25 protein-coding genes and 1 pseudogene are annotated in these 21,249 nt (G+C 71.3%); 11 read left to right on the top strand and 15 right to left on the bottom strand.

The genetic code is table 11. The annotated features are described in order from the left end of the window. From AUV08_RS02220 to AUV08_RS12290, 5 genes and pseudogenes are all read right to left on the bottom strand, one after another. On the bottom strand, nt 1–281 hold a 281-nt coding region (locus AUV08_RS02220), incomplete at its 3' end, for a leucine zipper domain-containing protein (protein WP_157571209.1). A gap of 98 nt (nt 282–379) precedes the next feature. Next, nucleotides 380–775 (bottom strand): annotated as a pseudogene (locus AUV08_RS02215) (phosphatidylinositol kinase); the annotation flags it as partial. 1 nt (nt 776) lies between these two features. Beyond that, nucleotides 777–1,931 carry a glycerate kinase gene (locus tag AUV08_RS02210; RefSeq protein WP_061867065.1) on the bottom strand — a complete coding sequence of 385 codons (1,155 nt, stop codon included), beginning with the start codon at nt 1,929–1,931 and terminating at the stop codon, nt 777–779. Nucleotides 1,932–1,960: 29 nt separating this feature from the next. After that, nucleotides 1,961–2,578, bottom strand: a complete 618-nt coding sequence (locus AUV08_RS12295; RefSeq protein ID WP_230277985.1) for a GntP family permease — start codon at nt 2,576–2,578, stop codon at nt 1,961–1,963. Further along, a complete protein-coding gene (locus tag AUV08_RS12290; RefSeq protein ID WP_230277986.1) occupies nt 2,526–3,365 on the bottom strand; it encodes a GntP family permease in 840 nt (279 codons plus the stop codon). Before AUV08_RS12290 ends, AUV08_RS12295 begins: the two co-directional genes overlap by 53 nt. 155 nt (nt 3,366–3,520) lie before the next feature. Between AUV08_RS12290 and AUV08_RS02200 the strand changes: the two genes are divergently transcribed. After that, complete coding sequence (locus AUV08_RS02200; protein WP_061867064.1) at nt 3,521–4,531, top strand: IS481 family transposase; 1,011 nt, start codon at nt 3,521–3,523, stop codon at nt 4,529–4,531. Between the two features lie 12 nt (nt 4,532–4,543). Here the strand turns inward: AUV08_RS02200 and AUV08_RS11685 are convergent. Further along, nucleotides 4,544–5,459 (bottom strand): IS5 family transposase gene (locus tag AUV08_RS11685; protein ID WP_201292392.1). Its coding sequence is split into 2 segments (ribosomal slippage): nt 4,544–5,083 and nt 5,085–5,459, totalling 915 coding nucleotides; the frame shifts between segments, so codons are not numbered across the junction. 326 nt (nt 5,460–5,785) lie between these two features. On the opposite strand from AUV08_RS11685, the gene AUV08_RS02185 reads away from it, so the two are divergent. From AUV08_RS02185 to AUV08_RS02175, 3 genes are read left to right on the top strand one after another with little or no spacing between them, the layout of a single operon-like run. Further along, entirely contained in the window at nt 5,786–6,046 is a 261-nt protein-coding gene (locus tag AUV08_RS02185) for a type II toxin-antitoxin system Phd/YefM family antitoxin (RefSeq protein ID WP_036340860.1), read from the top strand. After that, entirely contained in the window at nt 6,047–6,301 is a 255-nt protein-coding gene (locus tag AUV08_RS02180) for a Txe/YoeB family addiction module toxin (protein WP_041103932.1), read from the top strand. A 1-nt stretch (nt 6,302) separates the two neighbouring features. Continuing rightward, the gene (locus AUV08_RS02175; RefSeq protein ID WP_041103934.1) at nt 6,303–6,869 is read left to right on the top strand and encodes a mismatch-specific DNA-glycosylase; all 567 of its coding nucleotides are present in this window, start codon (nt 6,303–6,305) and stop codon (nt 6,867–6,869) included. A 43-nt stretch (nt 6,870–6,912) separates the two neighbouring features. On the opposite strand, the gene AUV08_RS02170 is transcribed toward AUV08_RS02175, so the two are convergent. From AUV08_RS02170 to AUV08_RS02140, 7 genes are read right to left on the bottom strand one after another with little or no spacing between them, the layout of a single operon-like run. Continuing rightward, on the bottom strand, nt 6,913–7,695 hold the full coding sequence (locus AUV08_RS02170; protein WP_061867063.1) for an SCO1664 family protein: 783 nt from the start codon (nt 7,693–7,695) through the stop codon (nt 6,913–6,915). Further along, nucleotides 7,695–8,237, bottom strand: coding sequence for a DUF3090 domain-containing protein (locus AUV08_RS02165; protein ID WP_049145873.1), 543 nt, complete (start codon nt 8,235–8,237; stop codon nt 7,695–7,697). Before AUV08_RS02165 ends, AUV08_RS02170 begins: the two co-directional genes overlap by 1 nt. Continuing rightward, entirely contained in the window at nt 8,234–8,959 is a 726-nt protein-coding gene (locus tag AUV08_RS02160; protein WP_192831658.1) for a histidine phosphatase family protein, read from the bottom strand. Before AUV08_RS02160 ends, AUV08_RS02165 begins: the two co-directional genes overlap by 4 nt. 31 nt (nt 8,960–8,990) lie before the next feature. Then, nucleotides 8,991–9,377 carry a hypothetical protein gene (locus AUV08_RS02155; RefSeq protein ID WP_020624987.1) on the bottom strand — a complete coding sequence of 129 codons (387 nt, stop codon included), beginning with the start codon at nt 9,375–9,377 and terminating at the stop codon, nt 8,991–8,993. Further along, a complete protein-coding gene (locus AUV08_RS02150; protein ID WP_061867062.1) occupies nt 9,377–10,783 on the bottom strand; it encodes a Dyp-type peroxidase in 1,407 nt (468 codons plus the stop codon). Before AUV08_RS02150 ends, AUV08_RS02155 begins: the two co-directional genes overlap by 1 nt. 1 nt (nt 10,784) lies before the next feature. Then, nucleotides 10,785–11,480, bottom strand: a complete 696-nt coding sequence (locus AUV08_RS02145) for a hypothetical protein (protein WP_044659971.1) — start codon at nt 11,478–11,480, stop codon at nt 10,785–10,787. Between the two features lie 53 nt (nt 11,481–11,533). After that, nucleotides 11,534–12,622 (bottom strand): catalase family protein, encoded by a 1,089-nt coding sequence (locus tag AUV08_RS02140; protein ID WP_172717669.1) that lies wholly within the window; start codon nt 12,620–12,622, stop codon nt 11,534–11,536. A 208-nt stretch (nt 12,623–12,830) separates the two neighbouring features. Here AUV08_RS02140 and AUV08_RS02135 point away from each other — a divergent pair, with 208 nt between their 5' ends. The 4 genes from AUV08_RS02135 (at nt 12,831) to AUV08_RS02120 (ending at nt 17,165) form a co-directional block, all read left to right on the top strand. Further along, the gene (locus AUV08_RS02135; protein WP_061867061.1) at nt 12,831–14,483 is read left to right on the top strand and encodes an ABC-F family ATP-binding cassette domain-containing protein; all 1,653 of its coding nucleotides are present in this window, start codon (nt 12,831–12,833) and stop codon (nt 14,481–14,483) included. A 114-nt stretch (nt 14,484–14,597) separates the two neighbouring features. Further along, nucleotides 14,598–15,281, top strand: a complete 684-nt coding sequence (locus AUV08_RS02130) for a type 1 glutamine amidotransferase domain-containing protein (protein WP_041103944.1) — start codon at nt 14,598–14,600, stop codon at nt 15,279–15,281. 40 nt (nt 15,282–15,321) lie between these two features. Then, nucleotides 15,322–16,332 carry an NADP-dependent oxidoreductase gene (locus AUV08_RS02125; RefSeq protein WP_061873079.1) on the top strand — a complete coding sequence of 337 codons (1,011 nt, stop codon included), beginning with the start codon at nt 15,322–15,324 and terminating at the stop codon, nt 16,330–16,332. A 26-nt stretch (nt 16,333–16,358) separates the two neighbouring features. Next, entirely contained in the window at nt 16,359–17,165 is an 807-nt protein-coding gene (locus AUV08_RS02120; protein WP_060973487.1) for an alpha/beta fold hydrolase, read from the top strand. 32 nt (nt 17,166–17,197) lie between these two features. On the opposite strand, the gene AUV08_RS02115 is transcribed toward AUV08_RS02120, so the two are convergent. Next, a complete protein-coding gene (locus tag AUV08_RS02115) occupies nt 17,198–17,689 on the bottom strand; it encodes a MarR family winged helix-turn-helix transcriptional regulator (protein ID WP_061873078.1) in 492 nt (163 codons plus the stop codon). 111 nt (nt 17,690–17,800) lie between these two features. Here AUV08_RS02115 and AUV08_RS02110 point away from each other — a divergent pair, with 111 nt between their 5' ends. Both AUV08_RS02110 and AUV08_RS02105 read left to right on the top strand, forming a co-directional pair. Further along, entirely contained in the window at nt 17,801–18,220 is a 420-nt protein-coding gene (locus AUV08_RS02110; RefSeq protein WP_017487949.1) for an organic hydroperoxide resistance protein, read from the top strand. After that, nucleotides 18,220–18,645: a membrane protein gene (locus AUV08_RS02105; protein WP_010080504.1), complete on the top strand. Its 426-nt coding sequence runs from the start codon at nt 18,220–18,222 to the stop codon at nt 18,643–18,645. Before AUV08_RS02110 ends, AUV08_RS02105 begins: the two co-directional genes overlap by 1 nt. A 139-nt stretch (nt 18,646–18,784) precedes the next feature. Here the strand turns inward: AUV08_RS02105 and AUV08_RS02100 are convergent, their stop codons facing one another. Beyond that, a complete protein-coding gene (locus AUV08_RS02100) occupies nt 18,785–20,299 on the bottom strand; it encodes an acetyl-CoA hydrolase/transferase family protein (protein ID WP_061867059.1) in 1,515 nt (504 codons plus the stop codon). Nucleotides 20,300–20,589: 290 nt separating this feature from the next. On the opposite strand from AUV08_RS02100, the gene AUV08_RS02095 reads away from it, so the two are divergent. Further along, nucleotides 20,590–21,249: leucine zipper domain-containing protein (locus AUV08_RS02095; RefSeq protein ID WP_061873077.1), on the top strand; the 660-nt coding region annotated here is incomplete at its 3' end.

Raw genomic sequence — 21,249 nt, 5'->3', positions numbered from 1 at the left:
TGATGGATGCGCCGTGCGGACCACTTGCGCTCCCGCCGCAGGGCGTGGATCTGGGCGACCAGGACCGGATCGAGCTGGGCAGGTGAACGGTGCGGCCGGCTGGGCAGGTCCTGAAGGCCGGCTTCTCCCTGGGCGCGGTAGCGGGCGACCCAGGTGGCCACCGTGGGCCGGCTCACCCGGAACTCGGCGGCGACATGGGCTTGCGGGATCCCGTCGTGCAGGTGGCGGTGGACCATCCTGAGACGGCCAGTGGGGGTCAGGGGTGCGTTAGCGTGAGTCATGAGTGGGTCTCTTCTGGCAGGTGGGTTGTTGAGGAACTTCCATCCTGCGGGGCGGGGCCCACTCGTCTCATCTCAGCCCGGTACCCATGTCAAGAACCTCATGACCCACAACAGCTAGGGGCGGGGAAGCGGCCCTCCTCGAGCAGGTGGGCGCAGCGCTCGACGAGCGCGTCGACCTCCTCCAAGCTGACTAGGCCCCCTAACTCTGGCGCGAGCTTGCCGCCGAGTGCCTCAAGCACCCGGGCGACGCCGTCGCGCTCCTCGTCGCTCAGCGCCTCGCCGAGCCATCCCCACAGCACGGTCCGCAGCTTGTCCTGCACATGGAACGTGAGCCCGTGGTCCACGCCGTGGCGGTGCCCGCCGGGCATGGCGAGGATGTGGGCGCCCTTGCGGTCGGCGTTGTTGACGATCACGTCGAACACGGCCATCCGACGCAAGGCCGCCGAGTCCTCGTGGGCCAGGACCAGCCGATTCCCGTCCTCGTCCTCACCCTCCTCAACGTGTGAGCCCGGCGGGGGAGCAGGCCATCACCAGCCGCCCGACGTCGCGGGCGGTCGCGGTCAGGTCCTCTGCCGTACGACGGATCGCTGTCGCCAGGTCCTGGGGCCCGCGGCCAATGGGCACGATCGCGGTGATGCCCTCGTCGTAGAGGGTGTCCGTGTCCTGTCCCACGGAGCCGGCGAGGACGATCACCGGGATCGCACGACCGGCTGCGCGCACGGCCTGGGCCACGCCGACCGGCACTTTCCCGGCCAAGGACTGGCCGTCGATGCGCCCCTCCCCGGTGATGACGAGGTCAGCGGTCTTCACGAGGTCGTGGAAACCCGCCGTCTCGAGGACGACGTCGATGCCCGGCTTCAAGGTGGCCCCGATGAAGGCGTGCAGGCCACCCGCCAGACCTCCCGCCGCTCCCGAACCGGGGAGCGCATCGATCGCGACCCCGAGGTCGCGCTCGACGATGCCCGCGAGATGGGCCAGCCCGGTGTCCAGGCTCGCCACTGATGCAGGATCCGCCCCCTTCTGGGGGCCGAACACGTGGGCTGCACCCTGCGATCCCGTGAGGGGGTTGCTGATGTCACACATCACCTCCACGTCGACGTCGCGGAGCCGGTCTCGTGCCGGGGTGGAGTCGATCCGCGCAATCCGGGTGAGGGTGTCGCCGGTCGGGACGAACTCCTCACCCGCGGCGTCGAGGAACCGGACGCCGAGGGCTGCGGCAGCGCCCGTGCCGCCGTCCGTCGTGGCGCTCCCGCCGGCCCCGACGATGACTCTGCGCGCTCCAGCGGCCACCGCGTCGAGGATCTGCTCGCCGACCCCGAACGTCGTGGCCCGTCCCGTGTCCTCGCGTCCGGAGGCGAGCGGGAGCCCGGCACATGAGGCGGTCTCCACCACCGCCACGTCTGGGTCGATCAGTCCGTAGTGGACGGGCACGCGTTCGCCGAAGAACACCCCGCAGACGGTTGCGGATTGCAAGGCGCCCCCTGCGGCAGCCACGAAGGCCTCGACGGTGCCCTCCCCGCCGTCGGCGATGGGCGCCACGAGGAGCTCGGCGTCGGTGACCGACGCGAGACCCGTCGCGATCGCGGAGCCCGCCTCCCGCGACGACAGGGCCCCCTTGAACGAGTCTGGGATGACGATGATGCGCTGCACGCGTGGATCTCCTGAGTCAGGTGACGGGGTCAGACGAGGACGAGGCCGAGGATCCAGATGAACACGATGGAGGTGAGTCCCATCAGAAGCGTGACCATCGTCTGGGTGCGGTAACCCTGCGAGGGCGTCATGCCGCTGAAGTTGGTGACCACCCAGAAGTACGAGTCGTTGGCGTGGGAGACGGTCATGGCGCCGGCCGCAATGGCCATGACCACGAGCGCGCTGGCCACCGAGGTCTCGAAGCCCAATGCAGGCATCATCGGGAAGACCATGGCCGACGTGGTCGTGAGTGCGACTGTGGAGGAGCCCTGCGCGGTCTTCAGGGCGGCGGAGACGAGGAAGGGGAAGAACAGTCCGATGACCGACAACTGCGCAGCGTTGCTCTCGATGAAGGTGACGAGGTCGGTGGCGGCGATGACGCGCCCCAGTACACCGCCGGCCGCCGTGATGAACAGAATGGGGCCGACGACCCGGAGGGTCTCCTCTGTCAGGTCGTAGAACGTCTCGCCACGGCGCACGCTGAACAGCACGCCGACTGCGCAGAGGGTGCCGACGGCGAGCGCGATCATCGGCGTGCCGAGGAATCGGGCGAAGTCACCCGCGGGGCCGGTCCACTTCAGGACGGATGCGAGCGAGCCGAGAGCCATGAGCAGGATGGGGGGCGATGATGGGCGCGAAGGACGCAGCCGTCCCAGGCATCCGCCCGTAGGACCGGCGAAGCGCGTCGTAGGCCGCCTCCAGCTCGTCCGCATCCTCCGTGCCGATCTCCTCAGGGGCGGTCACCCGCTTGCCGATGTAGAGGGCGTACAGGTACGCGACGAGGAGTGCGGGGATCGAGACGACGACGCCGAGGCCGATCACCAGCAGGAGGTGGTCGCCGATGCCGAGGTTCTGGGCGGCTGCGATGGGCCCCGGGGTCGGCGGGATGAAGACGTGCGAGGTGTACAGACCTGCCGCCAGGGCCACGGTCATCGCCACGGGTGACGCCCCGGTGCGACGGGCCAGGGCCTTGCGGATGGGATTGAGAATGACGAATCCGGAGTCGCAGAACACGGGGATGGAGACCACCCAGCCCATGAGCTGCATAGCCAGGACGGGGTAGCGCTTGCCGACGACCCTCACGAGCGCATCAGCGATCCTGAAGGCACCGCCGGTGCGCTCCAGGATGAGACCGATGAGCGTGCCCAGGATGATGACGATGCCGATCGACGTGAAGATCCCGGAGAATCCCTCCCCGATCACGTCGGCGATGCCCTTGACGGGCTCTTCCCCTTCGGCGCCGGTCGACTTCACCAGCGGGATCCCACCGATGATCCCCAAGGCGAAGGCGACGACCATGATCGAGAGGAAGGGGTGGATCTTCCATCTGGAGATCATGACGATCATCAGGGCGACGGCGAGGATGAAGACGAGCAGAAACGGTATTCCAGTCATCGGAAGTCCTTTGTGCGGCAGGGGATTCTAGCCAGACTAGGTGTTGTGGGTCATGAGGTTCTTGACACGAGGCACGGGCTGAGATGAGACGAGCGGGCTCCGCCCCGCAGGATGGGAATTGCGACATCCACTCATCCGCGGAAGGAAGCCCGCTCGTGACTCACGCTAACGCACCTCTGACCCCCACCGGCCGGCTGCGCATGGTCCACCGCCACCTGAACGACGGGATCCCGCAGTCCCACGTGGCCGCGGAGTTCCGCGTCAGTCGGCCCACGGTGGCCACCTGGGTCGCCCGCTACCGTGCCGAAGGCGAGGCAGGACTGCAAGACCGCTCGAGCCGGCCCCATCGCTCACCTGCCCGGCTCGACCCCGCGATCGTGGCCGAGCTGGAGGCCCTGCGCCGGGCCGAGAAGTGGTCCGCCCGGCGCATCCATCACCATCTGGTCGGCGAGGGCCACCAGGTGTGTCTTCGCACCGTGGGGCGATGGCTGCACCGGGCCGGGATCTCCCGCCTACGGGACCTGACCCCAGCCGGAGAAGACCTCCGCCGGCAGCCGGCCCGGAGGATCACCGCGAGGGGGCCAGGGCACATGGTGCACCTGGACGTGAAGAAGATCGGACGCATCCCTGAAGGGGGAGGCTGGCGCGCCCACGGAAGAGACAGTGAGGCAGGGCGTGCTTCCAAGCGGGGGTCTGGCCAGCGGGTCGGCTACACCTACCTGCACTCGGCGATCGACGGGTTCACCCGCCTGGCGTACACGGAGGCGCTGGAGGATGAGCGGGCGGTGACCACGATCGGGTTCTACTGCCGGGCCCGCGCGTTCTTCGCCGCTCACGGCATCACCGTGGACCGGGTGGTCACGGACAACGGGAACAACTACCGGGCCGTGGACTTCACCCGGAAGGTGGTCTCTCTCGGGGGCCGGCATCACCGGATCCGCCCCTACACCCCGCGCCACAACGGGAAGGTCGAGCGGTACAACCGGCTGATGGTCGACGAGGTCCTCTACGCCCGCCCGTACTCCTCAGAGCGGGCTCGGCGTGAGGCCCTGCAGGTGTGGGTGAATCACTACAACTACCATCGGCCGCATACCTCCTGCGGAGAGGCTCCTCCGGCCTCGTTGGCCCCGGTGCGTGTCAACAACGTCATGCCCTCCTACAACTAGGGCGTGTCTCCCTTATGCGCGTAGCCAGGTGAAGATGGCGCAGAGGGTGACGGCGGCGCGGTAGGTGATCGCTAGCTTGTCGTAACGAGTGGCCAAGCCGCGCCATTGCTTGGCTAGGGCGAAGTGGCGTTCCACGACGTTGCGCCCGCGGTAGGCCTGGGCGTCGAAGGCCGGCGGCCGCCCGCCGCGGCTGCCGCGACGGGCTCGGGCCGCGATCTGGTCCCGTTTCTCCGGAATTACCGCGGTGATTCGGCGGCGGCGCAGCTCGTTGCGAATCACTCCGGTGGCATAGGCCCGGTCGGCGATCACCGCCTCCGGGCGGGCTCGGGCGGCGCCGGCGCCGAGTCGGGGAATCTGGATTTCGGCCAGCACCTGCGCCAGCACGGCCTCGTCGTTGCGCTGCCCGCCGGTGACGATCGCGGCCAGCGGCCGGCCGCGGCCATCGACGGCGTGGTGAATCTTGGTCGTCAGCCCGCCGCGGGAACGCCCGATGCCGTGCCCGGGCGGCTCAACCTCATCCAGCGGCAGTTTCTTGTGATTCGCCCCGGCCCCCTGTGTCCTGGTCCGGACGAGTGGTGTTCGTGGCGTGCTGATGGGCCCGGGCGATGGTCGCATCGACCGAGACGGCCCAGTCAATCATCCCGGCCGCATCGGCCTCGGCCAGCACGTGGGTCAGCACCCGATCCCAGGTCCCATCCGCGGCGTAGCGGCGGTGGCGCTTCCACACCGTCTGCCAGGGCCCGAACTGCTCCCGGGGCAGATCCCGCCACGGGACCCCGGTCCGATACCGGTAGGCGATGCCCTCCACCACCCTGCGGTGCTCCCCGAAGGGATGCCCACGCCGGCCCTGATTCGAGGGCAGCAACGGCTCGATCCGCTCCCACTGCTCGTCCGTGAACACCTGATACCGCGACCCTGTCGACCTCACCCGACCAGCCTGCCGCGAGCCTCACCACCGATAAGGGAGACACGCCCTAGGGCAGATGGGACTTCAACGGCGATGTTGTGGCGAACAGGGTTCGGCCGTCTCGATGGTCCTCAGGACAATAGAACGGCCCGCGGGGGCCTGCGTCAGGAGAGCGGGTGTGGACATCTTCGGGAAGCCCAAGGCGCTCCTGGGAGAGCAGGGGACGCCGTCGCCGCGCCCACGGACCACGAGGGCAAGGAGATCTGCATCCCGCACGGCACCCCCCGAGTTCGACAGCCCCAACTGGTACCATAAGCAAGTACCACATCGCACCCGAGGAGGCCAGCATGTCCATCAGCGCCAGTGAAGCCCGCAAGACCCTGTTCCCGCTCATCGAGCGAGTGAATGCGGACCGCGACGCCGTAGAGATCGTCTCCCGCAAGGGGAATGCCGTCCTCATGCCCGCGGACGAGTACGCCGCCTGGCAGGAGACCGCCTACCTGTTCCGCTCCCCGGCCAACGCCCGCCGGCTGCTGGACGCCTACGAGCGCGCCCGCGCAGGGAGCGTCGAGGAGCACGCTCTGGACCGCATGGACGGGGACGCCTGAGTGCGCCTCGTGTGGGACCGCTCGGCCTGGGAGGACTACACGCACTGGCAGACCACGGACCGCAAGGTCCTCAAGCGGATCAACACCCTCATCGACGCCGCCCTGCGTGATCCCTTCGACGGGATCGGCAAGCCCGAGCAGCTGAAGTACGGCGCGCCCGGGGCATGGTCCCGACGCATCACGGAGGAGCACAGGCTCGTCTACCTCGTCGACGGCGAGGACCTGATCATCCTCCAGGCGAGGTATCACTACTGACATGCGCTTCACCCAGGCCGAGCTCCAGCAGTTCCGCGACCGCACCGTCCCCGACCTGCTGCCGGACCCGCTGCGGCTGCTGTTCATCGGCATCAACCCCGGCCTGTGGAGCGCCGCCACCGGTGCGCACTTCGCCCGCCGCGGCAACCGCTTCTACCCGGCCCTGCACCGCGCCGGGCTCACCCGACACCTGATCGACGCCTCCGACGGCTACAAGGCCGAGGACCTCGCCGAGCTGCACGCCCGCGGCATCGGGATCTCCAACCTCGTCCCGCGGGCCTCCGCCCGCGCCGACGAGCTCACCGCGGAGGAGCTCGCCGCCGCCCCCGCCCGCCTGGACGCGCTCGTGGCAGCGCATGCGCCGGCCGTCGTCGCTGTGTTGGGGGTGACGGCCTACCGGCAGGCGTTCGGACGCCCGAAGGCGGTGCTGGGGGAGCAGCAGACGCCGTGGCCGGGCACGCGGCTGTTCGTGGCGCCGAACCCCAGCGGGCTCAACGCTCACGCCACCCTGGACTCGCTCGCCGCGGACTACCGTGCGGCCGGTGCCGCGGCGGGGCTCGTGGACTGAGTGCGCCCGCTGTCCCTGCGGCCGCGCTGACGCCTCAGGCCCGTCAGAAGAGCGGCCAGGGCACGGCCGGCGTCAGCCCGCTCGGGGCAGGGAAGATCCCGTCGTCGAGCAACCGGGTGCAGCGTTCGGCGAGGGCGTCGACTTCCTCGGCACCCAGCAGCTCCGCCAGCCCCTGCCCCAGCTCACCGTCGAGCCCGTCGAGAACCCGGGCGACGCCGTCGCGCTCCTCCTCGCTCAGCGCCTCGCCCAGCCACCCCCAGAGCACGGTCCGCAGCTTGTCCTGCACATGGAACGTCAGCCCGTGGTCCACGCCGTGGCGGTGGCCGCCGGGCATGGCGAGGATGTGGGCGCCCTTGCGGTCGGCGTTGTTGACGAGCACGTCGAACACCGCCATGCGGCGCAGCGCCGCCGAGTCCTCGTGGGCCAGGACCAGCCGATTCCCGCCCTCGTCCTCACCCTCCAGGACCGTGAGCCATCCCGAGGCCGGCACTTCGTCCGCCGGGAACAGGTCCACAGCATCCTGCTCAGGATCCTGCTCCTGCCAGAGCTGCACCATGCCCTTACCAAACGGGCCGTCGCGCAGCCAGGTGCGCGGCACAATGTCCCACCCCAGCGCCTCGGACACCAGGTGCGCGGCCACCTCCCGGCGGGCCAGGGTGCCCGCGGGGAAGTCCCACAGCGGGGCCTCGCCGGCCACCGGCTTGTAGACCACCGGGGTGTCACCGATCGCGCCGAGGAACGTGGCGTTGGACGCCGTCGTGATGCGGCCGGTGAGCGTCAGCTCCCCGGCCACCAGCTCGCCGGCGGGCACGTCCGCGGCGCTCATCAGGAGTCGGGGAGAGTGCAGTCGTGGCCGTCGGGGTCGATGGGCTGGCCGCAGTCCGAGCAGAACGGACGCCCGGCGTCCACGACCTCCCGGGTGCGCCGGGCGAACGCCCGGGCCGCGCCGACGGGCATGCGCACGCGCACGGCCTCAGCGTCCGCCTCGAGCGCCGGGTCGGCGTCGTCGTCGGAGAGGGGGTGCGCGTCGATGAGCACCTGCGCGGTGGTGGGGTCCCAGCCCAGGCCGATGGCCCCCACCCGGAACCACTCCTGCACCGGGTCCAGCGGATCGTTGTCCACGAGTTCCACGGGCGTGCTGGCCGGGACGCTGTGCGGGTTGCCCTCCAGCGCCATGAGATCGTCGAGGATCTCGTCGATCATCTCCGCCATCAGGGCCGACTGCTGCTTCTCCAGCGCCAGGCTCACCAGCCGGGGCCCGGTGCGCACCTGCAGGTAGAACGTGCGGGCGCCGGGACGCCCGAGCGTCCCGATCACGACCCGATCCGGCCAGTCGAACTCATGGGCGGGGGCAGGTGCATCAGTCATGCCACGATCCTAGGCGTCCGCTCGTCCACCGCACCGGTGCCCGTGCCTGCGCCGCCGCCCACCGGGGCGTCGTCGGACGGGCCGAGGGTCGCCAGCCAGGACAGGTCCCCGGCGTCGGTGTTCATCGCCCAGACCCGCGGGCGGGCCGGACCGTAGCTCACGATGGACACGGAGGCGGGCCCCACCTCGATCCGCTGGAACAGATCCAGGTGCGTGCCGAGCGCGTCGGCCAGGATCGACTTGATGACGTCCCCGTGGCTCACCGCCACCCACACCGCCCCGGGCCCGTGCTCGGCCTTTACGGCGGCGTCGTGCCGGCGGATCGCCGCCACTGCGCGGGCCTGCATGCCCGCCATGGACTCCCCACCGGGGAAGACGACGGCGGACGGCTGGGTCTGCACCGTCGCCCACAGGGACTCGGTGGCCAGGTCGCTGAGCGCGCGCCCCTGCCACTGGCCGTAGTCGCACTCGGTGAGGTCGTCGTCGACCAGCGAGGGCACCGTCCCCGGCTGGCGATCGAGGAGGGCGCGGGCCGTCTGCGCGCACCGCTCCAGGGGACTGGCCACCACCGCGGCCACGGGCACGGCCGCGATGCGGTCCGCGGTGCGGGCCGCCTGCTCCCGTCCGTGATCGTCCAGGCTGACCCCGGGGGTGCGGCCCGCCAACAGTCCGGTCGCGTTGGCCGTGGTGCGGCCGTGCCGCACGAGAAGTACCGTCGCCATCACTCCACCCTACCGACGGGGCGCGAGGGCCTCAGCGGGACGGGTCACGGGGCAGGGGAGTCCACCGCAGGGTGAGGCCCCCGACGGCGGCCAGCGCCGCGTGGGCGTCGTCCGCGGCGTCCTCCAGCCCGTCCGCCACGTCTTCACCCGCCGAGGTGAGCAGCAGGACGGCGTGGTCGTCCGCGCCGGGCTGCTCGCCCGGGTCGGCACGCCAGCCGCCCCTGCCCCGCACGCCGTCCTCGCCCCCGGGCAGGGAGCCCAGCCACGCGGCGGCCGCCCGGGCCGCCCCGGGGCCGACGACGTCCAGCCGCAGGGTCGCGGGGGAGCCGTCGTTGCCCGGCGGGGTGCCCCACAGCCAGTCCAGGTCAACCTGCCACGGCGGGGCGCCCGCGGGGCCGCCCGGGGACGGAGGCTGCATCACGCCTCGGCGTCCGACTGCTCGGAGGTCCAGCCACCCTCACCGATCCACCGCAGGGCGCTGAGCGAGGGCATGAAGAGGTACTCGCCCCCGGCCATCCGGTTGAAGGTGGTGATGCCGTCGATGCGCTTGCGGGCCGGCTCGGCGGGGATGGTGAACCGTCCCTGCGTCGGGTCGTCCTCGTGCAGACCGACGATCGGATCCCGCTCGGAGCCGAGGTCGACGAAGTTGCCTCCGTTGATCCACTCCTGCTGCATGAACTCGATCGTGTCGAAGGCCCGGGCGCTGATGAAGATGAAGTAGATCCCGCGGTCCTCCTTCGCGTCGTCGGCCGAGGTCACCTCCGGCGACCACCCGGGACCGTAGGTCGAGGAGCGCCGGATGATCCGCTTGATGTTCACGTCCGTCATGATCGACAGGTCGCTGTCCCGCGGGTTGAGGCGACGCATGTGGCTGGAGTGCGGGCACATCAGGCCCTTCGGGTCGTCCTCGAAGGTGAAGTCGTTGCGCCGCTGCGGGTCGTTGCCCAGCTCCTCGTCGTCGTGGTCCGGGGAGAGCACCAGCGGGGCGCCGCTGCGCCAGCGGCCGAACATCTTCGCGGCGATCCGGTGCTGCTCCTCCGGGTCCGGGCTCTGCGAGGCCAGGTACTCGTTGAAGGCGCCCACCCGACTGGCGAACTTGCGCAGCACCACGTAGGTCCCGTTGCGGCCCAGCACGTCCGGCTGCGGCACGGCCAGCGGGGAGCCGGTCTCGCTGTTCTCGCCCAGGATGAACTCGCCGGCGGAGATGGAGCGCTCCTGGCCCGGCTGGGGCCGCACCCCGCTGCCGGCCACCGTCGGCTGCGAGATGGAGTCCCGGAAGCCGAAGGGGTTCTTGTTCAGCTCGTCGACCCCGAACCGGTGGGTGGCCACCAGGGTCACTCCGGTGGAGTGCTCCAGCACCTTCTCCGCCTGGTCCAGGGCGGCGTCCAGGGCGTCGGCGTCGGCCGCGTAGATCGTCAGCACGATGTGACAGGCGTCCTGGGTGAACGCCTCGTCCCAGTGCTCCGGGGCGTTCGGCCCGGTGTCCATGAGCTGCTGAGCGCGGGCGGCCATCCCCTGCTGGTAGGGCAAAGGGAAGCTGGACAGGGAGTCCTCGGGCAGCCCCAGGGCGCGCAGGCCGGCATAGCTGATCGCCACGCCGGTCCAGGACTGCAGGTCGTCTGCCCAGTCCTGCGCGGAGGTCACGTGCTCGGCCAGGCGACGGACGAAGTCCCGGCCGCCTTCGGCCCCCTCCACGGTCAGCATGGCGTGGGCGCCGACGTAGGGCTCAGGCCGCGACCGCAGCACCAGGCCCTGGATGTCGTCCAGGTCCAGCTCGACCCGCTCCCGATCGAAACGTTCCTTCAGGTCCTTGAGCACGCCCATCTCAGTAATCCACCGCCTCGGGGGTGGAGATCGTGTCGGTGAGCTGCTTCAGGGCGGCCGCGGTGTCCTCGTCCAGGTCGGTGCGCCCGGCCATCTGGTCCAGGAAGGTGTTCACCGCGTCCTCGGTGCGCTGCAGTCGGCGCGTGTCCACCACGGTGACCTGCGGGTTCGCCACGAACCACCCGGAGGCGGTGATCTGGTGGTCGGCGATGAAGTCCTTCACGGTCGGGCTGTCGATGCCCGGCCACCCCTCCACGTTCTGGAAGAGGAGGTCCATCAGCTCGGGGATCTTGGTGGCGAAGTCGTTGATGTACGCGTCCCAGTCGCCGTCGTAGGCCGTGGCGAAGAGGATGCGGGTGTTGTCGTCGAAGAAGACGAAGCGCATGTCGTGCAGCGTGGACACGCGCTGGGCGCCGTCCATGTTGCCGCGAGTCAGGTCGAAGATGCGCTGCAGCCGTTCGGCGCCGCCCGGCTTGAGGCGGGCGATCGCGGTCAGCTCCGAGACCTTGCCCGAGCGCATCCCCACGCGGCCGGCGGAGTCGGCGGTGCCGGACAGGTCCGGGTTGTGCTCACGGATCATCGCCTCGAGGGCGATCTTGGCCAGCGTGGGGGCGTCCTGGGCGACGTCCTCGACGGCGCGCTTGACGGCGTCGAGACGGCTCTCGTCCTGGAGCCGGGGGTCTGAGCGGTCAGTCATGAGGTCCTCCTTCGAGAATCCTTTGGGGTGAATGGTGAGGGGTGGGGCCGGGATCAGTCCGGGATGTCGTCGAGCGACGACGGCTCGGGGGCCGGGCGGTCGTTGAACTCGTGGCGGAAGCGAGTGGACTGCTCATAGGCGCGCTTGCGGACGCGCATGATGGAGCCCAACGGCTGGTGCTCGACCACGCCGTTCCAGGGGTTGAAGGTGAGGGCGTCGTCGCCGTAGACGCGGCGGGGATGGCTGTAGCTCTCCTGCGCCTCGATGCGCAGGGTGGCGACGGGCTGGTGCGGGGCCTCCTCCTCGTCCCACAGGACGGAGGCGTCCTCCACCGGCATGCGCTCCGGGTCGGTCGCCAGCTGCGCCCGCAGGACGTACTCTGCGCTCTCACGCGAGAAGAAGTCGGCGACGATCTCGCTGATCGAGGAGAAGTCCTCCACCTTCATGTCCTGACCGGTCAGGGCGCGCACGTTCTCGGACGCCGGGGCCAGCGAGATCTTCGCGACGTGGTCCCCGTAGCGCAGGGCGCCCTGGGTGAAGTACGTCTCGCCGAGGACGTGGGCGTTGTCCCGCCCCAGGCCCTCCAGGGTGGCGCTGGGGGTCCCCCCGACGGTCTCCACCGCACCCCGGACCACGCGCGCGGCGCCCGTCGTCAGGCGCTGCAGCAGCTCGGGGGACTGGGAGTTCTTCTCCAGCAGGCTCAGCATCTCCTTGTAGCGGGCCACGGTGCCGAAGGCGAGCGTCGGGAAGTTCACCATGAGGAAGTCCTGATTGTGGCTGTCCAGGTCCGGCAGCAGCCGCTTGCCCTCCACCCCCAGCACCTTCAAGGCCCAGCCCCGCGGGGCGGGAGTGCGGTCGGTGTGGATGTCCCCGGGTGCGGAGGAGAGCCGCGCCACCGCCTCGTAGGTGCCCGGACGGGCGAAGATGCCCTGCGCCAGCTCGGGAGCCAGGCCCTCATGGACCTCCAGCGTGGCCTTGAGGACGGCGTGGCTCTTGGCGTGGGCGTCGCGGTGGGCGTGCTTGTGCTCTCCCGCCGCGCGGCGCTGTGCCGCGCCCATCTGGGCCAGGATCTCGCGGGTCAGGTCCTCCTCGCGGTCGACCGAATGCTCGATGTCGGGCGTGTACTTCACCGGTTCAGTCATCAGTGCTCTGCCTTCTCTCTGGAGCGCCGTGTGCGCCGCGCGGAGCCGCGCACCTGACCCTGGCGACGCTATGACCCTCCCCATGTCAGGGCAAGGAAGGAAGCGCGCCGCAGGTCTGGGAGTCGGGGCCCGGGGGCGGTGCCCCGGGGGATCTGTGACAGTGTGGCGGTGACCCGCCCCAGGGAAGCGCACTCGAGCCAGGAGAAGCATGACCGCCACCCTCGTCGCCTCCGGCCTGGCCGGCGGCCACGGCCATCGCACGCTGTTCGACGCGCTCGACCTCACCGTCGCGCCGGGGGACGTCGTCGGCGTCGTGGGGGCCAACGGCGCAGGCAAGTCCACGCTGCTGCGCATCCTCGGCGGGGACCTGGCCCCGCAGGCCGGCACCGTGTCCCTCGCCCCCTCGGACGCCTTCGTCGGCTGGCTCCCGCAGGAGCACAAGCGCGTGTCGGGGGAGACGGTGGCCGGGTACATCGCCCGCCGCACCGGGTGCGCCGCCGCGCAGACCGAGATGGACGAGGCCGCCGAGGCCCTGGCGGACCCGGACGTCACCGACGCCGCCGCGGCCCGCTACAACACCGCCCTCACCCGCTGGCTGGCCTCCGGCGCCGCGGACCTGGAGGAGCGCATCCCCGCCGTCCTCGCCGACCTCGGCCTGGACCTCTCCGCCTCCCCGGAACAGGTCCTCATGACCTCCCTCTCCGGTGGGCAGGCCGCCCGCGTCGGCCTCGCCGCGCTGCTGCTCTCCCGCTTCGACGTCGTGCTCCTGGACGAGCCCACCAACGACCTGGACCTCGACGGCCTGACCCGCCTGGAGGCCTTCGTGCAGGAGCTGCGCGGCGGCGTCGTGCTGGTGAGCCACGACCGCGAGTTCCTCGCCCGCAGCGTCACCCGCGTCCTGGAGCTCGACCTCGCCCAGCGCACCAACCGCGTCTACGGCGGCGGCTACGAGGCCTACCTCGAGGAGCGGGCCACCCTGCGCCGCCAGGCCCGGGAGAAGTACGAGGAGTTCGCCGAGCAGAAGCAGGACCTCGTCTCCCGCGCCCGCGTGCAGCGGGAGTGGTCCAGCCAGGGCGTGCGCAACGCGATGAAGAAGTCTCCGGACAACGACAAGCTGCGCCGCAAGGCCAACAGTGAGTCGAGCGAGAAGCAGGCCCAGAAGGTCCGGCAGATGGAGAGCCGCATCGCGCGCCTGGAGGAGGTGGAGGAGCCACGCAAGGAGTGGAGGCTGGAGTTCACCATCGGCGCGGCGCCGCGCTCCAGCTCCGTGGTCGCCACCCTCAACGACGCCGTGTTCCGGCTGGGTGGCTTCACGCTCGGCCCGGTGTCCCTCCAGGTCAACGCGGGAGAGCGGATCGGCATCACCGGGCCCAACGGGGCCGGCAAGTCCACCCTGCTGCGCGGGCTGCTGGGCCGCCAGGCCCCGGACGAGGGCACGGCCGCCCTGGGATCCAGCGTGCAGATCGGGGAGATCGACCAGGCGCGCTCGCTGCTGGTCGGGACCGTCCCGCTCGCCGCGGCCTTCGAGGCGCTCGTGCCCGAGATGGCCTCCGGGGAGGTGCGCACCCTGCTGGCCAAGTTCGGCCTCAGGGCCGACCACGTGAACCGCCCCGTGGACGAGCTCTCGCCCGGCGAGCGCACCCGGGCATCCCTGGCCCTGCTCCAGGCCCGCGGGGTGAACGTCCTGGTGCTCGACGAGCCCACCAACCACCTGGACCTGGAGGCCATCGAGCAGCTCGAACAGGCCCTGGAGACCTATGAGGGCGCCCTGATGCTCGTCACCCACGACCGCCGCATGCTGGACACCGTCCGCACCGACCGCCGCTGGCAGGTCCAGGACGGGCGGGTGACGGAGCGCTGATGTCCTGGGCGCGGCGGCCGCGGCGTGAGGCCGGTGGGCACCGTCACCCTTGCCCGAGATTCGGTTGCGTACGACCATGAGAGTGCAGTCCCCACCGACGAAAGGCCCCCAGACATGTCCCGCATCCTGATGATCCTCACCTCGCACGACCAGCTGGGCGACACCGGCCGCAAGACCGGGTTCTGGCTCGAGGAGTTCGCCTCGCCCTACTACGTCTTCACGGACGCCGGCCACGAGGTCACCCTCGCCTCGCCCCGCGGCGGCCAGCCGCCCATCGACCCGACGAGCTCGCAGCCGGAGATGCAGACCGACGCCACCCGCCGGTTCGACCAGGACGAGGAGGCCAAGGCCGCCCTGGCCCACACCACGCCCCTGGCCCAGGTGGACGTGGACGGGTTCGACGCCGTCTTCTACCCGGGCGGTCACGGCCCGCTGTGGGACCTGGTGTCCGACGCCGACTCCACGCGGATCATCCTCGACAGCGACGCGGCCGGGCGCCCGCTCGGCCTCGTCTGCCACGCGCCCGGGATCCTGCACCCGATCACCGCCGCCGACGGCACCCCGTTCGTGCGCGGCCGTCAGGTCGCCGGGTTCACCAACGGCGAGGAGGAGGCCGCCCAGCTGACGGACGTCGTCCCGTTCCTCGTCGAGGACTCGCTGATCGCCGCCGGCGCGGACTACCGCAAGGGCCCGGACGGGGAGAGCTTCGTGGTCACGGACGGCACCCTGGTGACCGGTCAGAACCCGGCCTCCTCCGCCGACGCCGCCCGCCGCGTCCTCGACCTGCTCGCGCGCTGACCCCCGCCGAGCCCACCACTTCGACCCCGAGGAGACCACCATGAGCACCCCCACCCGCACGCGCGAGATCCACCTCGCCTCCCGCCCCCACGGCGCCCCGACGCCGGAGAACTTCCGTCTCACGGAGGTCGAGCTCCCCGAGCTCGCCGAGGGCCAGGTCCTCGTGCGCAACACCGTGATGTCCGTGGACCCGTACATGCGCGGCCGCATGAACGACGTCGAGTCCTACGTGCCTCCGTTCCAGCTCGACGCCCCCCTCGACGGCGGCGCGGTGGGCACCGTGATCGCCTCGCGCCACGCGGACGTGCCGGAGGGCACGTCCGTGCTCCACGGCCGCGGCTGGCGCGAGCACGCCGTCCTCGACGGCGACGCCGTCCAGGCCGTGGACACCTCCCAGTTCTCGGACAGCACCTACCTGGGCGTGCTGGGCATGACGGGTCTGACCGCCTACACCGGCCTCGTGCACGTGGCCGAGATGCAGGAGGGCGACGCCGTCTTCATCTCGGGCGCCGCGGGGGCCGTCGGCTCGCTCGCCGGCCAGATCGCCCGCCTGCTGGGCGCCTCGCGCGTGGTCGGCTCGGCGGGCACGCCCGAGAAGGTGGCGCGGGTGAAGGAGCTGGGCTTCGACGCCGCGTTCGACTACCACGACGGCTCGCCCACCGATCTGCTGGCCGAGGCGGCGCCGGAGGGCATCGACGTCTACTTCGACAACGTGGGCGGCGACCACCTCGAGGCCGCCATCGCCGCGATGCGGGTCGACGGCCGCGTGGCGATGTGCGGCGCGATCGCCCAGTACAACTCGACGGAGCCGCCGGCCGCCCCGCGCAACCTCGCCCTGGCGATCGGCAAGTGCCTGACCCTGCGCGGCTTCGTCCTGCAGAAGTACGCAGCGCAGGTCCGCCCCGAGTTCCTGGAGCGCGTGGGCCCGTGGGTCGCCGCCGGGAAGATCCAGTGGGACGAGACCGTCCGGGAGGGTCTGGAGAACGCACCCCAGGCGTTCATCGACCTGCTCGAGGGTGCCAACACGGGGAAGATGCTCGTCCGGCTGTGACGGGCGACGGCGCACTCGGGGGCGGCATGGACACCTTCCGGCATCAGGGCCTGACCTTCGATGTCCGCGACGGCGGGCCGGCCGAGGGGGAGGTGGTCCTGCTGCTGCACGGCTTCCCGCAGGACGCCACGTCCTGGAGGCACGTCGAGCCGCTGCTGCACGCCGCGGGGCTGCGCACCCTCGCGCCGGACCAGCGCGGCTACTCCCCGGGGGCCGCGCCGCGGGCGACGGCGGCCTACCGCCTCCCGGCGCTCGTGGGGGACGCCGTCGCGCTGGCGGACGCGGCGGGGGCGCGGCGCGTCCACGTCGTGGGCCATGACTGGGGCGGCGCCGTCGCCTGGGCACTGGCCACCGCGCACCCCGAGCGCGTCGCGTCCCTGACCGTCCTGTCCACGCCGCACCCGGCCGCCCTGGCCCGCGCCCTGCGCGGCCCGGACCAGCTGCGCCGCAGCTGGTACATCGCCGCCTTCCAGGCACCGTCCCTCCCCGAACGGATCCTCGCGCGACGGCTGGGCTCCCTGCTGCAGCGGGGGCAGGTCCCCGGGGCGGAGCACTACGCCCGCCGGTTCTCCACCCCGCAGAGCCTGCGCGGTCCGGTGAACTGGTATCGGGCGAACCCGGATCTGGTGACCACCACGCGCAGCGCGCCCGTGTCGGTCCCCACCACGTACGTGTGGGGCACCCGGGACGCGGCCCTGGGGCCGCGGGCCGCCGAGCTCACGGCCGGGCAGGTGGCGGGGGAGTACCGGTTCGTGAAGCTCGACGCGGACCACTGGCTGCCCGAGCGCGAGGCGGACGCCGTCGCCCGGGCGATCCTGGACCGGGTGCGCTGACCGCGCTCCGCGCGCGGGCCGCTCCCGCCGTCTCAGCGCGGCCCGACGGCCTCGGTGATTCGGTTCAGCTGGTCCATGAGGACCTGGCGCTCGGCGACGTCGAGGGGGATCCGGGTGAGGGCGTCCACCGGGACCGTCCGGGCGGACGCCCGCAGCGCCCGCCCCTCGTCCGTCAGCCGCACCAGCACGCGCCGCTCGTCGCGGACGTCGCGCTCCCGCGTGACGAGCCCCATGCCGGCCAGGCGCCGCACCAGAGGCGTGATGGTGCCGTTGTCCATGCCGAGCCTGTCCCGCAGCGCGCCGACCCCCAGTGCCCCGGCGGTCTTCGGCGTCGACGCACCCGTCTCGGCCGAGGCGTCACCCTCCGCCTGCCACAGGGTGAGCATCACGAGGTACTGCGGGTAGGTGAGGCCGAGGCGGGACAGCAGGGGGCCGTAGCCGCGCGTGACGGCGCGCGCCGCCCGGTGCAGGGCGAAGCAGAGCTGGTCCTCGAGGGCGAGGCTGGGGGTCGGCGCGGCATCCATGGGAGCGATTCTAGTGGTCGCTGGGGAGCGACTTGGTTGCGCGCGACCTAACAGGGTGGCAGGCTGGAGCCGACTCGTCCCGCACGGGGCGGGCGGATGAAAGGACCTCCCATGGAGACCATCTACACCGCCGAGGCGCTCAGCACCGGCGCCGGCCGCGACGGCCATGTCCGCACCACCGACGGGCGGGTCGACCTCGACCTCGCCGTGCCCACCGAAATGGGCGGCTCCGGCCAGGGCACCAACCCCGAGCAGTTGTTCGCCGCCGGCTACGCCGCGTGCTTCCACTCGGCCCTGCAGATGGTCGCCCGTGCCTCCCGTGCCGACATCACCGACTCCTCCGTCGGCGCGCGCGTGGGCATCGGTCGCCAGGGTGAGGGCTTCGGCCTGGAGGTCACCCTCGAGGTCGTGCTGCCCCATGTCCCCGCGGACCAGGCCCGCGCCCTCATGGAGCAGGCGCACCAGGTGTGCCCCTATTCGAACGCCACCCGGGGCAACATCGACGTCGTCCTCGAGCTCGGGGAGGCGTGATGACGAAGCGTCGGCAGTCCGTCCCCCTCTCGCAGACCGCCGCCCGCCTCGGCCTCGGCGGGTTCATGACCGCCGCAGGGCTGTCCCACCTCACCGTGGCGCGCCGTGAGTTCCGCGCCCAGGTGCCCTCGTGGGTCCCGCTCCCGGCGGACCTCGTGGTGCTCGGATCCGGCGTGGCCGAGATCGGCCTCGGGGCCGCTCTGCTGGCGCTCCCCGGGCAGCGCCGCCTGACCGGCACCGCCCTGGCGGCCTTCTACACCGCGATCTACCCCGGGAACATCGGGCAGTACGCCGAGCGCAAGGACGGCTTCGGGCTGGACACGGACGGTCGCCGCCTGGCGCGGCTGTTCGGCCAGCCCGCCCTCATCGCGGCCGCCCTGTGGGCCGCGGGAATCCCCGAGCGGGAGCAGGGCGGGCGCGGCTGACGCCGTCGCCGGCCCCGCGGGCCTGTGCCGGCTCCGGGCACGTGCCCGGAGCCGGCGTGATCTCACCCCGCCGCGAGGCGCGGCCCACTGTAGGGTGTCCCGTCGCAGGTGTACCGCAGGTGCCCGGTCCGGCGGGCCGTCAGCCTTGACGCATCGTCCCGGTCTCGAGGAAGCGCTGGTGCCAGGACAGGGCCTCGCCCAACAGGTGCGGGGTGTGCAGGCCGTCCGACTCGCGCATCGCGCGGTCGAAGTAGTCCCGCAGCTGCTCCCTGTAGTCCGGGTGCGCGCACGTGTCGATGATCGTGCGGGCGCGCTGCTTGGGGGAGAGGCCGCGCAGGTCGGCCAGCCCCTGCTCGGTGACCACCACGTGCACGTCGTGCTCGGTGTGGTCCACGTGCGAGACCATCGGCACGATGCAGGAGATGTCCCCGCCCTTGGCCGTGGACGGGGTGAGGAAGAACGAGGTGAACGCGTTGCGGGCGAAGTCGCCGGAGCCGCCGAGGCCGTTCATCATCTTCGTGCCCATCAGGTGCGTGGAGTTCACGTTGCCGTACAGGTCGGCCTCGAGCATGCCGTTCATGGCGAGGATGCCGAGGCGGCGCACGAGCTCGGGGTGGTTGGAGATCTCCTGAGTGCGCAGGATCAGCTTGTCCCGATACTTCGCGGCGTTGTCGTTGAACCGTTCGGCGGCCTCGGTGGACAGGGAGAACGCGGTCGCGGACGCGGTCGCCAGCGTGCCGGAGTCCAGGGCGTCGAGCATGCCGTCCTGCACCACCTCGGTGAACGCGGACAGGCCCGTGAACCGGGACTTCACCAGCTCGGACATCACCGCGTTCGCGATGTTGCCCACGCCCGACTGCAGCGGCAGCAGCCGCTCGTCGTACCGGCCCTGGGCCACCTCGTGCTCGAAGAACTCCACGAGGTGCTGGGCGATCACGATCGAGTCCGCGTCGGCGGGTTTGAAGGCAGAGTTCCGGTCCGGGGCGTGGGTCTCGACGACGGCCACCACCGTGGCCGGATCGCACCGCAGGTACGTCTCACCGATGCGGTCCGCGGGGTGGGTGAGCATGATCGGCGTGCGATGCGGTGGCAGCGCGGTGCCGTAGTAGACGTCATGCAGACCCTCGAGGTCCTCGCTCTGCCACGAGTTGACCTCGAGGATCACCTGATCCGCCAGGTCGATCCAGGACTTGTTGTTGCCCACGGAGGAGCTGGGGACGAGACGGCCGTCCTCGCGGATCCCGGACACCTCGATCACCGCGGTGGTCATGGGCCCGTAGAAGCCGTTCCACACGGTCTGCGCCAGGTGGGACAGGTGCGTGTCGATGTACTCGATGGCGCCCGCGTTGATCTTGGCGCGCATCGTCGGGTCCGACTGGAACGGGGTGCGCAGCGCGACGGCGTCCGCCTCGGCCAGCGCGCCGTCCATCTCCGCGGAGGTGGACGCCCCCGTGTGGAGGTTGATGCGGAACTCCTCGCCGCGCGCGTGCAGCTCCTTGGCCCGCTCGGCCAGCGCCATCGGCACGGCCTTCGGGTAGCCGGACCCGGTGAACCCGCTCATGCCCACGGTGGTGCCGTGCTGGATGAACGCCGCCGCCTCCGCGGCGGACATCACCTTCGACCGGAGGCCGGGGTGGTGGATGCGGGACGACATGGGTGAGGCCTCCGTGCGGGTGAGACGAGTCGAGCGAGAGCGCTGTGACGTGGAACAGCGATCAGCGTACCCGCGTCACGGGTGGCCGTGGGGATGATCACGCCGGAGGTCACCGAGCCCGGCCCGCGTGATTTGCGACGGCGAACAGGGCTCGGCACTCCGGGGCGGCGCGCCTAGGTGTTGTGGGTCATGAGGTTCTTGCCACGAGGCGCCGGCTGAGATGAGACGAGTGGGCCTCTCCCGCAGGATGGAAGTTCCTACACCACCGACCTGCCCGAGAAGACCCACTCATGACTCACGCTAACGCACCCCTGACCCCGACCGGCCGTCTCAGGATGGTCCACCGCCACCTGCACGACGGGATCCCGCAGGCGCACGTGGCCGCCGAGTTCCGGGTGAGCCGGCCCACGGTGGCCACCTGGGTCGCCCGCTACCGCGCCCAGGGAGAAGCCGGCCTTCAGGACCTGCCCAGCCGGCCACACCGTTCACCTGCCCAGCTCGATCCGGTCCTGGTCGCCCAGATCCTCACCCTGCGCCGGGAGCGCAAGTGGTCCGCACGGCGCATCCATCACCACCTCGTCTCCGAGGGCCACCGGGTGTGCCTCCGAACGGTGGGCAGGTGGCTGCACCGGCTGGGCATCTCCCGGTTGCCAGACCTCGCGCCCACGGGTGAGGACCTGCGCCAACGACCACAGAAGATCACCGCCCGCGGCCCGGGGCACATGGTGCACCTGGATGTGAAGAAGATCGGGCGCATCCCTGACGGGGGCGGCTGGCGTGCTCACGGACGTGACAGTGAAGCAGGCCGTGCTTCCAAGCGTGGTGCAGGCCGGCGGGTCGGCTACACCTACCTGCACTCGGCGATCGACGGGTACACCCGCCTGGCGTACACCGAGGCGTTGGAGGACGAGAAGGCGGTGACCACGATCGGGTTCTTCTGCCGGGCCCGC

It is taken from the genome of Micrococcus sp. CH7, from assembly GCF_001595485.1.
GTDB lineage: Bacteria > Actinomycetota > Actinomycetes > Actinomycetales > Micrococcaceae > Micrococcus > Micrococcus luteus.
The sequence above is the reverse complement of the archived record's forward strand: the minus strand, read 5'-3'. Positions and strand labels throughout refer to the sequence as shown.

Coding starts and splice junctions, on each gene's coding strand:
- AUV08_RS12295 (WP_230277985.1), bottom strand. CDS start 2,578: ATGGCTCTCGGCTCGCTCGCATCCGTCCTGAAGTGGACCGGCCCCGCG.
- AUV08_RS12290 (WP_230277986.1), bottom strand. CDS start 3,365: ATGACTGGAATACCGTTTCTGCTCGTCTTCATCCTCGCCGTCGCCCTG.
- AUV08_RS02185 (WP_036340860.1), top strand. CDS start 5,786: ATGTCCATCAGCGCCAGTGAAGCCCGCAAGACCCTGTTCCCGCTCATC.
- AUV08_RS02175 (WP_041103934.1), top strand. CDS start 6,303: ATGCGCTTCACCCAGGCCGAGCTCCAGCAGTTCCGCGACCGCACCGTC.
- AUV08_RS02170 (WP_061867063.1), bottom strand. CDS start 7,695: ATGAGCGCCGCGGACGTGCCCGCCGGCGAGCTGGTGGCCGGGGAGCTG.
- AUV08_RS02165 (WP_049145873.1), bottom strand. CDS start 8,237: ATGACTGATGCACCTGCCCCCGCCCATGAGTTCGACTGGCCGGATCGG.
- AUV08_RS02160 (WP_192831658.1), bottom strand. CDS start 8,959: ATGGCGACGGTACTTCTCGTGCGGCACGGCCGCACCACGGCCAACGCG.
- AUV08_RS02155 (WP_020624987.1), bottom strand. CDS start 9,377: ATGCAGCCTCCGTCCCCGGGCGGCCCCGCGGGCGCCCCGCCGTGGCAG.
- AUV08_RS02150 (WP_061867062.1), bottom strand. CDS start 10,783: ATGGGCGTGCTCAAGGACCTGAAGGAACGTTTCGATCGGGAGCGGGTC.
- AUV08_RS02145 (WP_044659971.1), bottom strand. CDS start 11,480: ATGACTGACCGCTCAGACCCCCGGCTCCAGGACGAGAGCCGTCTCGAC.
- AUV08_RS02140 (WP_172717669.1), bottom strand. CDS start 12,622: ATGACTGAACCGGTGAAGTACACGCCCGACATCGAGCATTCGGTCGAC.
- AUV08_RS02135 (WP_061867061.1), top strand. CDS start 12,831: ATGACCGCCACCCTCGTCGCCTCCGGCCTGGCCGGCGGCCACGGCCAT.
- AUV08_RS02130 (WP_041103944.1), top strand. CDS start 14,598: ATGTCCCGCATCCTGATGATCCTCACCTCGCACGACCAGCTGGGCGAC.
- AUV08_RS02125 (WP_061873079.1), top strand. CDS start 15,322: ATGAGCACCCCCACCCGCACGCGCGAGATCCACCTCGCCTCCCGCCCC.
- AUV08_RS02120 (WP_060973487.1), top strand. CDS start 16,359: ATGGACACCTTCCGGCATCAGGGCCTGACCTTCGATGTCCGCGACGGC.
- AUV08_RS02115 (WP_061873078.1), bottom strand. CDS start 17,689: ATGGATGCCGCGCCGACCCCCAGCCTCGCCCTCGAGGACCAGCTCTGC.
- AUV08_RS02110 (WP_017487949.1), top strand. CDS start 17,801: ATGGAGACCATCTACACCGCCGAGGCGCTCAGCACCGGCGCCGGCCGC.
- AUV08_RS02105 (WP_010080504.1), top strand. CDS start 18,220: ATGACGAAGCGTCGGCAGTCCGTCCCCCTCTCGCAGACCGCCGCCCGC.
- AUV08_RS02100 (WP_061867059.1), bottom strand. CDS start 20,299: ATGTCGTCCCGCATCCACCACCCCGGCCTCCGGTCGAAGGTGATGTCC.